Annotated in this window: 11 protein-coding genes; 1 reads left to right on the top strand and 10 read right to left on the bottom strand. The window is 39.8% G+C overall.

Translation table 11 applies throughout. The features are described 5' to 3' along the window. From murA to V757_RS25425, 9 genes are all read right to left on the bottom strand, one after another. Window positions 1-1,007: UDP-N-acetylglucosamine 1-carboxyvinyltransferase (murA, locus tag V757_RS25465; RefSeq protein ID WP_023952658.1), on the bottom strand; the 1,007-nt coding region annotated here is incomplete at its 3' end. Next, window positions 1,000-1,245 carry a BolA family protein gene (locus V757_RS25460; RefSeq protein ID WP_023952656.1) on the bottom strand — a complete coding sequence of 82 codons (246 nt, stop codon included), beginning with the start codon at window positions 1,243-1,245 and terminating at the stop codon, window positions 1,000-1,002. The genes murA and V757_RS25460, both read right to left, overlap by 8 nt. Before the next feature lie 2 nt (window positions 1,246-1,247). Beyond that, window positions 1,248-2,033 carry an ABC transporter permease gene (locus tag V757_RS25455; protein WP_031274824.1) on the bottom strand — a complete coding sequence of 262 codons (786 nt, stop codon included), beginning with the start codon at window positions 2,031-2,033 and terminating at the stop codon, window positions 1,248-1,250. Window positions 2,034-2,039: 6 nt separating this feature from the next. Then, complete coding sequence (locus V757_RS25450; RefSeq protein WP_023952651.1) at window positions 2,040-2,813, bottom strand: ABC transporter ATP-binding protein; 774 nt, start codon at window positions 2,811-2,813, stop codon at window positions 2,040-2,042. Between the two features lie 168 nt (window positions 2,814-2,981). Next, complete coding sequence (locus tag V757_RS25445) at window positions 2,982-3,587, bottom strand: MlaC/ttg2D family ABC transporter substrate-binding protein (RefSeq protein ID WP_023952649.1); 606 nt, start codon at window positions 3,585-3,587, stop codon at window positions 2,982-2,984. A 112-nt stretch (window positions 3,588-3,699) separates the two neighbouring features. Then, window positions 3,700-4,593 (bottom strand): MlaA family lipoprotein, encoded by an 894-nt coding sequence (locus V757_RS25440; RefSeq protein ID WP_023952647.1) that lies wholly within the window; start codon window positions 4,591-4,593, stop codon window positions 3,700-3,702. Window positions 4,594-4,601: 8 nt separating this feature from the next. Further along, the gene (gene mlaD, locus V757_RS25435; RefSeq protein WP_023952645.1) at window positions 4,602-5,078 is read right to left on the bottom strand and encodes an outer membrane lipid asymmetry maintenance protein MlaD; all 477 of its coding nucleotides are present in this window, start codon (window positions 5,076-5,078) and stop codon (window positions 4,602-4,604) included. A 23-nt stretch (window positions 5,079-5,101) separates the two neighbouring features. Further along, a complete protein-coding gene (gene mlaE / locus V757_RS25430; protein ID WP_023952644.1) occupies window positions 5,102-5,875 on the bottom strand; it encodes a lipid asymmetry maintenance ABC transporter permease subunit MlaE in 774 nt (257 codons plus the stop codon). Next, complete coding sequence (locus V757_RS25425) at window positions 5,872-6,627, bottom strand: ABC transporter ATP-binding protein (protein ID WP_245587045.1); 756 nt, start codon at window positions 6,625-6,627, stop codon at window positions 5,872-5,874. Before V757_RS25425 ends, mlaE begins: the two co-directional genes overlap by 4 nt. Window positions 6,628-7,020: 393 nt before the next feature. Between V757_RS25425 and putA the strand changes: the two genes are divergently transcribed. After that, on the top strand, window positions 7,021-10,836 hold the full coding sequence (gene putA / locus V757_RS25420) for a trifunctional transcriptional regulator/proline dehydrogenase/L-glutamate gamma-semialdehyde dehydrogenase (protein ID WP_036694700.1): 3,816 nt from the start codon (window positions 7,021-7,023) through the stop codon (window positions 10,834-10,836). 539 nt (window positions 10,837-11,375) lie between these two features. On the opposite strand, the gene V757_RS25415 is transcribed toward putA, so the two are convergent. Next, window positions 11,376-12,842, bottom strand: coding sequence for a glutamate synthase subunit beta (locus tag V757_RS25415; protein ID WP_023952638.1), 1,467 nt, complete (start codon window positions 12,840-12,842; stop codon window positions 11,376-11,378). Window positions 12,843-12,913 lie beyond the last annotated feature (71 nt).

The raw sequence follows: 12,913 nt of genomic DNA, 5'->3' as shown, positions 1-12,913 counted from the left end.
TCAGCATGCATATAACGATTTTCAAAAATATTTTCAACAATTACTGACGTACCATCTGAAATCGTATTGAGTGCCATCATCTGAGCTTGCATATCAGTCGCAAAGCCCGGATGCTCATGAGTTTTAATACTCACTGCCTTGGGACGCTTATCCATACGAGCACGTATCCAATCAGCACCTGTTTCAATTGTTAATCCAGCTTCAATTAGCTTATCTAACGTCGCACCCATTGTATGTGGAGCCGCTTTACGTAAGGTAATATCACCACCTGCCGCTCCCACAGCACACAAGAAAGTTCCTGCCTCAATGCGATCAGCAACAACCGTATAATCTGTACCATGTAATTTATCTACACCTTCAATAATAATACGGTCGCTACCATGGCCAGTAATTTTGGCTCCCATAGCAATCAACAACTCCGCCAAATCGACAACTTCTGGCTCTCTTGCTGCATTTTCTAAAATCGTGGTTCCTTTGGCTAAGGCTGCCGACATCAGGAATTGTTCTGTTCCACCAACAGTGACCATATCAGTACGGATGGATGCACCTTGTAAACGCTCCGCTTTAGCGACAACAAAACCATGCTCAACCTTGATATCAGCCGACAGAGCTTCTAATCCCTTGATGTGTTGATCTACAGGTCTTTGCCCAATAGCACACCCACCAGGCAAACTAACTTTTGCTTGCCCAAAACGTGTTAATAATGGGCCAAGCACTAGGATAGATGCGCGCATTGTTTTAACTAACTCGTAAGGTGCTTCATAAGAAATAATGTTATCTGCCTGTAAGCGCACTACCTCTGGCTCTAACCATTCAACCTTAACGCCTAATTGCTCCAAAACACGAATCGTTGTTTTAACATCATTTAAATCAGGGACATTGCGCAAAATAATAGGCTCATCCGTTAACAACACTGCACACAGTATTGGTAAGGCTGCATTTTTAGCACCTGATATAGTAATCTCTCCATGAAGAGGAGTACCCCCTATTATTTTTAATTTATCCATTTTGTTTGTACTCTGCTGGGGTTAGTGTACTCATAGAAAGGGCATGAATTTCAGCTCGCATACGATCGCCCAATGCAGAGTAAACCAATTGATGTCGCGCTATTAACCGTTTTCCCTCAAATGCTGAACTAACAATTAAGGCTTGAAAATGGGCACCATCACCCTCTACTTCACAGTGCTCACAAGGCAAATGGTCCACAATATATTGTCTAATTTGTTCTGGTGTCGGTAAATTCATTCTTAAGTCCGTAGTTTGTATCCACTTGCCAAAATTCTCAAGGCAATCAAAGTTACTATTATAAACGTCAAAAATACCACAAAAAAGCTTGTCCAGGGTGAAACATCAGATATTCCGAAAAACCCATAACGAAACCCATCAATCATATAAAAAACAGGGTTAAAAAATGATACTTTTTGCCAAAATGTAGGCAAGCTATGGATTGAATAAAAAACACCCGATAAAAATGTCATTGGCATGATAATAAAGTTTTGAAATGAGGCTAACTGATCATACTTTTCTGACCATAAACTAGCCACCAATCCTAAACAGGACATTACTGCACAGGACATCACAGCAAAGGCTATCACCCATAGAGGATGTAGTGGAATAGCTACGGTAAAAAATAAACTGATTAACCATAGTGCCAGACCGACTGCCACGCCACGTACAATACTTGCACCAACAAAGGCAGCAAAAATTTCATAAGGCGATAATGGAGGAAGCAAGATAAAAATTAAATTCCCCGTTAAGCGACTTTGCATAAGAGAAGAAGATGAATTAGCAAATGAGTTTTGCATCATGCTCATCAACATCAACCCGGGGATTAAAAAACTGATATATGATATTTGCCCATAAACCTGAACCCTACTTTCCAGCACATGCGCAAAAACTAACAAATACAAAGCCGAAGTAATCACTGGTGCAGCAATAGTTTGAAAAGCAACTCTGTAAAAACGCAATAACTCTTTATAAAATAATGCGGGAAAACCTGAACCAAACTTCAAATCATTTTGTAACGAATTCATTGTCATTTAATTATTTTCCTCATGCGTATAGTGTAAAAAGGCATACTCTAAGCCTTTTCTACCTGTATTCTCTAATATGGCGCTAGTCGTATCCAAAGCAACTAAATTACCCTTACGCAAAAAAGCAATACGCTCACAAAGCTCCTGAGCCTCTTCTAAATAATGCGTCGTCAAAATAATAGTATGCCCTTTTTTATTTAGTGAAGAGATAAATTTCCATAGGCTTTTTCGTAAATCAACATCTACTCCTGCTGTTGGTTCATCCAGAATAATAACTGGAGGTTTATGTACCAATGCTTGAGCCACCAACACCCTTCTTTTCATTCCACCAGATAAATCACGCATATTACTTTCTACTTTATCTGATAACCCTAGATTGAACACAATTTCGTCAATCCAATCATCATTATGTCGTAACCCAAAATAACCTGATTGATTGCGTAACGTTTCCCTCACGGTAAAAAAAGGGTCATAAACTAGCTCTTGTGGTACCACACCTAATGACTGTCTTGCCTGTTTATAGTCTTTCTGAACATCAAAACCATAAATGGTAGCCGAACCTGTTGTTGGCTTTGATAAACCTGCCAATATGGAAATCAATGAGGTTTTTCCAGCACCATTTGGACCTAATAGCCCAAAAAACTCGCCTTCATTAATAGTCAAATTAATATTATTTAGCGCCTGAAAACCCGTTTCATTTGCTTTGCCGATAAGACAGCCCCATAGGCTATTATTCTTGGCATAAATCTTACTGAGATTTTGTATAGTGACTGCTGACATTCGCTTGAGTAAATGGAAATAGTTAAGTGATTTATTATAGCTTTTTATTCCTTGCTATAACACTTACCCATCAATGAATTATCTTAAAGAAAAATACCTCTAAATAAAAACTCCACGACAATCAAAAGAATGCCATGGAGTTACTTAACAAATAAGTCCTGTTATCTATTATTTTTGAAGACTTTTAATTAAACCATCAATACCGCCTTTTGAGATTTCTCCAGCAAATTGGTTTTTATAGTTTTGAACTAACCAAATATTTTCAACGCTGAAGTCATAGACTTTCCATGAATCACCCGCTTTTTCAAGGCGATAATCCACAGCGACAGGGCCATTTGCTGCAGTAATTACAGAACGAACAACAACATCATTAGCATCCGCATTACCTCTAAAAGGTTGCAACGTAATCTTAGCTGTATCATTCACATTTTTAAAGGCACCACTATATGTACGAACTAGGGTTTGCTTAAAGGCAGACACTAACTGCTGTTTTTGGTCTGCACTAGCCTGACGCCAAGGCGCACCCGTAGCTAGTCGAGTAGTTTTCTCTAAATTTGCATGAGGCAATAAATAATCATTAACAATTTTATTGATTTCTGCAATATTGCCACTTTTAGCTGCACCATTTGATTTAATCGCATCTAAAGTATCATTAGCAATCTTCTCAATAAACTGATTAGGATCTTGTGCTGCCTGCACAGATAAACTCAATCCTAAACCTAGCACACTACTAAATAGAATTTTTTTCGGTGTAGCAAAAATTGTTTGGCTCATTTCTTAAGCACTCCTATAAAATGGGAAGAGTAGTAAACAACTCCGTTACTTCCAATCATAAAGGATTTTTATCCCAAAATAATTAAAGCATTGTCAAGAAAGTTACAGATAATTACTCACCTGGATCATCATAAGCCGGAACATTCTCTGTTCCCAACGCCTCAACTCTTTTATGCCGTTTCTCTCTCAACTCAAGTCTATATTGATTTCTTCTTTCTTGACCCGGAATGACATTACCACTTTCAGTGATATCCTCAGCCAAATGTGCTGTAGATGGAGGGCCAGAAACAATCTCATCTTCTAATTTAGAGCGCAATAAAGCTTGTCGATTTTGCTTATAGGCATCACGCACGAAAGCATACTTATCCAAAGACACATCTGTTGCGATATCATCTGCTGCTAATAAATTTGCTCGTTTATTAACGACCTGAACACCGACTATACTATTACGTACAGGAATATTATCAATTGCCCAAGGGGTTGTATACGTTACTGTACCACCTACTGAATCACCCACTAAACCAGCTGTATCACGCAACGAGCTAGAGCCAAATAAAGGTAGCACGACATATGGACCATCTCCCAATCCCCATACACCTAATGTTGTACCAAAATCATTTTCAATTTTTTTGGCACCTTTTTCACTCGCCACATCATAACAGCCACCTAGACCAAGAGTAGAGTTCATTAAGAAGCGCCCTAGTGAATTAAAAAAATCCACGCCACGCCCCTGAGCAAAACTATTTACCCCCGACCAAACATCACCCACATTACTAAACATATTACTAACGCAACTACGTGCTGGCTGAGGAACAACGGCTTCATAACCTTTGGCGACAGGACGTAAAATGGCTTTATCAAGCCCTTCATTCACCTTAAACATTGTACGATTATAGCTTTCCAAAGGATCGCCCTCTGCAGGCTTTTCAACCGTGACACAAGCACCTAATAATAAGCCTAGCAATACACTACTAGATAACTTAAAGCTCTGTTTTATATTAATCATCATCAGTCCTATTTACTCTCGTCACGACCTTCTTTTTCAGCCGTTGAAAATAAGAATTTACTAATCAAATCTTCCAAAACGACCGCACTTTGCGTATAAAGGATTTGACTACCATCTTTTAAATCTTCTTCCTCAGCACCAGCTGAAAGACCAATATATTGCTCCCCTATTAGCCCTGCTGTTTGAATAGATGCCGAAGTATCCTTAGGAAATTTATATTTCTCTTCTATATTAAACGTCACAATCGCTCTAAATTCTTTATTATCAAAATTAACTGCTGCGACACGACCAACAACAACCCCATTACTTTTAATAGGGGCACGAATTTTTAACGAACCTACATTATCAAATTTTGCAATCACTTTATAAGTGTGATCAAACGAAAAAGTACTTAAATTACCGGCCTTTAATGCTAAAAACAATAATGCTAAAAAGCCAAGCAATACAAATAAGCCTACAAGAAAATCGGTTTTTTTACTTTGCATATTTTACAAACCTAAAATTATTTTTAAAACATTAGTGCAGTCATGATGAAATCTAGACCTAACACCAATAAAGACGCATGAACAACAGTTCGCGTGGTTGCTTTGGCGACACCTTCAGGAGTTGGATCACAATACCATCCCTCATATAGAGCGACTAACATAACAGCCACACCAAACACGATACTTTTCACTACGCCATTTAATACGTCATGAAAAACATCGACACCTGCCTGCATTTGAGACCAAAAAGCCCCCGTATCAATACTAATCAATCCTACACCAACAAACCATCCACCCATAATTCCTACAGCAGAGAAAATTGCCGCCAATATAGGCATCGCAATTATCCCCCCCCACAATCTAGGAACTAAAATTCTACGTATTGGATTAATGCCCATCACATCGATTGCATTGATTTGCTCACCAGACTTCATTAAACCAATCTCTGCTGTTAATGAAGTTCCTGCACGACCAGCAAATAATAATGCTGTCACCGCTGGACCTAATTCACGGATGAGACTCAATGCTACCAACATACCTAACGCTTCTTCAGATCCATAAGAAGATAAGGTATTGTAACCCTGCAAACCTAATACAAAGCCGACAAATAAGCCAGACACGGCAATAATAATTAAAGAATAATTGCCTATGAAATGTATTTGCTCAATAACTAAACGTGGACGCTGAAAAATAATGAATGATTGCTTTAATAATGTCAGTAACAAACAAAATATGCGTCCCCATCCACTAATCGCATTCGCGACCCATCCACCTAAACTCGCAATAGCATTAATCACTTTAGTTGCTCCTTGCGTTTAGCATACCACTGCTGAAAGTTAGACGTCTCTGGATACTCAAAAACGACAGGACCAGTGGGACTCGCTTGTAAGAACTGCTGTACATAAGGATTATCCGAATGTCTAAAATCGTTTGGAGTACCTTCCATAATAATTTTACCTTGTCCCAGCATATAGACATAATCCACTATTTTAAACGACTCCTCGATATCATGGGTAATCAGCAAAGCACCACATTTTAATCGGTTTGCTGTATCTCGAATTAATTGCGCTGTCATCCCTAGTGAAATAGGGTCTAAGCCAGCAAACGGCTCATCATACAAAATCAAATCCGGCTCAAGCACAATTGTTCTTGCTAATGCCACCCTACGAGCCATTCCTCCAGAAACTTCAGATAGCTTTAAATGTGCTGCAGATCGTAACCCAACAGCATCCAGCTTATCCAAAACCTTCTCAAAAATGACCTTTTCTGTATTATTAGTTAACTCTCTTAAAGGAAAGGCAACATTATCAAATACATCCAGATCAGTAAACAATGCTCCCTGTTGAAAGAGTACTCCCATTCTTTGACGTAATTGTTGCAATTGCTGAGATGTCACTAAACTCACATCTTGACCATATAAAGATATTTTTCCTTTTTGTGGTCTTATTTGCCCTGTCGCCCCTCGTAATAACGTGGTTTTCCCTGAGCCTGAACCACCAATTAGTGCAACGACCTCACCCTGACGAACTCGCACATTTAAGTCAGCCAAAATAGTGCGCTCCCCGTAGCCTAAGGACACATTTTCTAAAAGAAGAATTGTTTCGTGATCTGGTTTTAACACAATGAATTATTGAATAAAAAGAATAATTGATTATTGTAGCAATTTCTTATTACCGTAAAAAGCAAGAAAGAGAAATCATTTTTCATATAAATACTTGACTAGTCATTTTTAGCTTAAGCAAGTAACAATTAAGCCCCCATTATAATCAAAAATATCCTAGGACTCATCAATATATTGCCAACAAGGTGCACTATATCAAAAATCATTAAAAATAACACTTAAAAACAAAAGGTTAACTAATTTAGTTAAGGGTAAACCCTAATTTATTTACTTATAGAAAAATAATACGCTAATTCCATCTTTCTGTAAGGAACATTCATGATGACTGACTATACAACACTAGGCATAAAAGTTGATAATGCCACCAAAGAGCGTTTACAAGAAATTGCTCAACAACTTAATTGCACACCACACTGGTTGCATAAACAAGCATTAACCGCTTATTTAGATCAAATCTCAAGTGGCAATATACCAAAAGAATTACTCCACTTAACACAAGCTCCCAATGCTCTAACAACAGAGTTAGAAACTCATCACCCCGACAATAGCAATGCCTACCCTCCATTTTTTGAGTTTGGGCAAGATATACAATCACAATCCGTTCTTCGCTCGGCTATCACTTCTGCTTATCGTCGCCCAGAAACAGAGTGCGTCCCAGTTTTACTGCAACAAGCTACTATTGCTAATCCAGAACAAACAAAAACGCTAGCTCTTAAATTAGTAACGGCACTAAAACAAAAAACACCTTCTGGTGGCGTAGAAAGCTTAATTCAAGAATTTGCCCTTTCTAGTCAAGAAGGTGTCGCATTAATGTGCTTAGCAGAGGCACTATTACGTATTCCCGATCGTGCGACACGTGATGCCTTAATTCGCGACAAAATTAGTCATGGTGACTGGAAATCACATATGGGCGAATCTCCTTCCATGTTTGTCAATGCTGCCACATGGGGACTTATGATTACAGGCAAGCTAGTCGCCGTCAATAGTGAACAAAATCTCTCTAGCGCCATTACTCGCTTAATTGCCAAAGGTGGAGAACCATTAATCCGCAAAGGCGTTGATATGGCTATGCGCATGATGGGCGAGCAATTTGTTACTGGTGAAACAATCGCTGATGCATTAGCCAATAGTAAAAAATTTGAAGCGCAAGGCTTTAGATATAGCTATGATATGCTAGGTGAGGCTGCAACTACTGAAGCAGATGCAGAGCGCTATTATCGTGACTATGAGCAAGCCATTCATGCAATAGGCAAAGCATCAGCAGGTCGTGGCATTTACGAAGGACCTGGCATTTCTATCAAACTATCTGCCCTACATCCTCGTTACTCAAGAGCCCAACGAGATAGAGTGATCAACGAACTACTTCCTCGTGTTATCGCCTTAACTAAACTATGTCGCCAATACGATATAGGGTTGAACATTGATGCGGAAGAAGCCGATCGCTTAGAAATTTCTCTAGATTTATTAGAGGGACTCTGCCAAGAGCCAACATTACAAGGCTGGAATGGCATTGGTTTTGTTATTCAAGCCTATCAAAAACGAGCTCCTTATGTAATTGATTTTGTTATTGATTTAGCACGCCGCACACACCACCGCATCATGGTACGTCTAGTTAAAGGTGCCTATTGGGATAGCGAAATTAAACGTGCGCAAGTAGATGGCTTAGAAGGCTATCCGGTTTACACACGCAAAGTTTATACAGACGTTTCTTATCTTGCTTGCGCCAAAAAACTACTCAGTGCTCCAGAAGCAATTTATCCACAATTTGCCACACATAATGCACAAACACTATCATCAATTTACCACCTAGCAGGTAATAATTATTATCGTGGTCAATATGAATTTCAATGTTTACATGGCATGGGTGAGCCTTTATATGAGGAAGTCGTTGGGACAAACAAATTAAATAGGCCCTGCCGTATTTATGCTCCTGTTGGTACTCATGAAACTTTATTAGCCTACCTAGTTCGTCGTTTACTTGAAAATGGTGCCAATACATCGTTTGTCAATCAAATCGCCAATGAAAATGTAGATTTAAATACCTTAGTGCAAAGCCCCATCGAAATGGCACAAAAAATCTCTCCTCTTGGTGCGCCTCACGATAAAATTCCTTTACCAAAAAATCTGTATAAAACAGCCAATAGTAAGCGTTTAAACTCTAGTGGTCTAGACCTTAGCAATGAACATCGTTTAGGTTCATTAGCAGCCTCGCTATTAAATGGTGGCACCAATACATGGCAAGCCAAGCCAAGTACTCTGGCGCAGTGGGATACTACTCGTGTCATCAGCATTATGAACCCAGCCGACCACCAAGATAAAGTTGGGGAAGTCATTGAAGCCGAGGCAAACGAAGTTAATCAAGCAATTGATAAAGCACAAAGCATGTCATTGATTTGGCAATCTACGCCTATCCATGAGCGTGCAGAACTATTACGTAAAGCTGGTGACTTATTAGAAGATAATCTACAAAACTTACTCGGACTTATTACCCGAGAAGCTGGTAAATCTTTCAATAACGGCATTGCTGAAGTACGTGAAGCCGTTGATTTCCTACGCTATTACGCCGATCAAATTGAAGAAAATTTTGATATTGAACAACAACGACCTTTAGGTGTTGTCGTATGTATCAGCCCATGGAATTTCCCTCTTGCCATTTTTATGGGTCAAGTGGCTGCCGCTTTAGCCGCTGGCAATACAGTTCTAGCAAAACCCGCTGAACAAACACCACTAATTGCTGCACAAGCCGTGGCAATTTTACATGCAGCAGGTATTCCTGCGGATGCCATACAGTTACTTCCAGGCCAAGGCGAAACCGTTGGTCAGCAGCTAATTTCTAGCGATAAAGTCGGTGGTGTTATGTTTACAGGCTCTACAGAAGTAGCTAGATTACTCGCTTCTACACTGGCCAATCGTTTAGATAAAAATGGACACCCAATCCCTCTGATTGCAGAAACAGGCGGACAAAATGCCATGATTGTTGACTCATCTGCTTTAGCAGAACAAGTTGTATTTGATGTTCTGAACTCTGCGTTTGACTCAGCAGGCCAACGTTGCTCAGCTCTGCGTGTTCTTTGCGTACAAGAGGATGTCGCTGACCATGTGATTAATATGATCAAAGGAGCCATGGATGAATTACGAGTAGGCAACCCTAATGTTTTATCTACTGATATTGGCCCAGTAATCGACACACAAGCAAAAGATATCATTCAAAAGCATATTGATAAGATGCGTGATAATGGTTTAAATATAAAACAAATTAATCTATTGCCAAGTGCAAAGAATGGTACCTTTATTCCGCCTACACTAATTGAAATTGATTCAATTAAACAATTACAACGAGAAGTCTTTGGCCCAGTTCTTCATGTGTTACGTTACCAACGTGAAAACCTCGACCAACTCATTAATGAAATTAACCAAACTGGTTACGGATTAACCTTTGGTATCCATTCCCGTATTGATGAAACGATTGAGCATGTGACAAACAATATTCACGCAGGTAATATCTATGTAAATCGTAATATCGTAGGTGCTGTCGTAGGAGTACAACCATTTGGTGGACAAGGTCTATCTGGTACAGGTCCTAAAGCAGGCGGTCCACTATACTTATTCCGCTTATTAAGTACAGGTAACCAAAACCTACCTAAAGACTTTAACTTAAAAGATAGTAATAGCCTGTACAAAGTACTCCCAGGCCCAACTGGTGAGAGCAATATTTATCGCGTAATTGCTCGAGGTTCTGTACTCGCTATTCCTTCTACAGCATTGGGTCTAGTCACTCAACTTACGCAAATTCGTCAAAGTGGTAACCAATCCATCTTGGTCGATACACCTGACGTAAGAGAATGGTTAAAAACGATTGATACACAACTCAAAAATCGCATTCATTTCATTAAAGAGGAAGAACTAGATACAGCAAAATTTGATGCAGCCCTTTTTGAAGGTGATGGTGATTCTTTACGTGAACTTAATAAACGCCTAAGTAAACGAAAAGGTCCAATCGTCATCGCCCAAGGTTTGACTAGTCATCAGCTCCGTGACGGTGCAAGTTACGCTGAACTTGGATTAGTTCACGAACAATCCATCAGCACTAACACAGCAGCGGCTGGTGGTAATGCAAGCCTAATGACCATTGCCTAGTTACTACTAGACAAAAACAAGCCACTGAGAGAATTTCTTTCAGTGGCTTTTACATATAATAGTGCATAATTCAACGCCAGTCAGAGAGAGTTTGAGTACCAAGCGAGTTCGTACAGGCATAAGCACTGTACTGTCCGATCGACTACCAAACTACTCTCCTGACGGCAGGATAACCATCCTATCTCCTCTAACGTGCTAAGAGGATAGCACTTACCCACATCGAAAAAGCTCCGAATAGTGCATAATTCAACGCCAGTCAGAGAAAGTTTGAGGACCAAGCGAGTTCGCACAGGCGTAAGCACTGTGCTGTCTGAGCGACTACCAAACTACTCTCTTGAGTGCTCTACAATTACACTATCAACCTCTACCTGCTAAGAGAATAGCCCCCTACAACGCCTGAAAAATCAGACTAGTGCATAATTCAACGCTAGTCAGAGAGAGTTTGAGTACCAAGCGAGTTCGCACAGGCGTAAGCACTGTGCTGTCTGAGCGACTACCAAACTACTCTCTTGAGTAATCTGCAATTACACTATCAACCTCTAACGTGGTAGGACACTTTCTCCCATCAAGAATTCATCAACAGCTCTTGCACATTGACGACCCTCACGGATAGCCCATACAACCAACGATTGCCCACGACGCATATCACCAGCCGCAAACACTTTTGGCACAGAGGTTTGATAATTTTCAGTATTCGCTTTCACATTACCACGAACATCTTTATCCACACCAGCCGCCTCAAGCACAGCCGCTACAGGATGCACAAAACCCATTGCTAAAAAGACCAAGTCCGCTTTAATTTCAAATTCAGAGCCTTCAATTTCCTGCATCTTCATCTGACCAGTGACATCATCACGAATCCACTCAACACGTGCAGCAATGATTTTGCTTAACTTACCTTTCTTACCCTCAAACGATTTCGTCACAATTGCCCAATCACGCTCACAACCCTCTTCATGAGAAGAAGACGTACGTAATTTGGCAGGCCAATACGGCCAAGTTAAGGCTTTATTTTCTTGCTCAGGTAACTTAGGCATTAACTCAATCTGTATCACCGAAGCAGCACCTTGACGATTACTTGTTCCTACACAATCAGAACCAGTATCACCACCACCAATCACAACAACATGCTTACCTGCAGCATTAATTTGATCTTTTAAACGATCACCTGCATTCTGACGATTTTGTTGAGTTAAAAAATTCATAGCGAAATGAACACCATCCAAGTCACGGCCAGGAATAGGTAAATCACGTGGTACTTCTGAGCCACCTGACAATACGATCGCATCAAACTCTTTATCTAACTCTTCAAAAGTTATCACATCCAGTCCATCTTCAACCTTATCTCCTTTCTTACCTACATAAGTTGAAGGACGAAATTCAACACCTTCAGCTTCCATTTGAAGCATACGACGATCAATTAAACTTTTATCTAATTTGAAATCAGGAATACCATATCGCAACAAACCACCAATACGATTATTTTTTTCAAACAAAGTAACCTGATGACCAGCACGAGCCAATTGTTGAGAAGTGGCTAAACCTGCAGGGCCAGAGCCAATAACAGCGACTTTTTTTCCAGTACGCTTACTAGGTACTTGCGGCACAACCCAACCCTTAGCCCAACCTTTATCAATAATCGCATGCTCAATTGATTTAATTCCGACAGGGTCGTTATTAATATTTAATGTACAGGCTGCCTCACAAGGAGCAGGGCAAATTCGTCCGGTAAACTCAGGAAAATTATTTGTTGAGTGCAATACCTCAAGTGCTTTTTCCCAGTTTTGCTTATACACTAAATCATTCCAATCAGGAATAATATTATTGACAGGACAACCATTATTACAAAATGGAATACCACAATCCATACAACGAGCACCTTGCTGTTGCGCCTGTTTATCATCTAACGTCAAGACAAACTCTTTATAGTGCTTAAGACGCTCTGCAGGTGCTTCGTATGTTTCTGACACACGTTCAAATTCTAAAAAACCAGTAATTTTTCCCATGATAAATTACCTTAAGCATTATTGCTGAGCCAGTAGTTTTTCGCTTGCCATAACTCAGTTAAAGTCGCGAC

Origin of the sequence: Pelistega indica (genome assembly GCF_000506865.1) — a bacterium.
Taxonomy (GTDB): Bacteria; Pseudomonadota; Gammaproteobacteria; order Burkholderiales; family Burkholderiaceae_B; genus Taylorella; species Taylorella indica.
The sequence above is the reverse complement of the archived record's forward strand: the minus strand, read 5'-3'. Positions and strand labels throughout refer to the sequence as shown.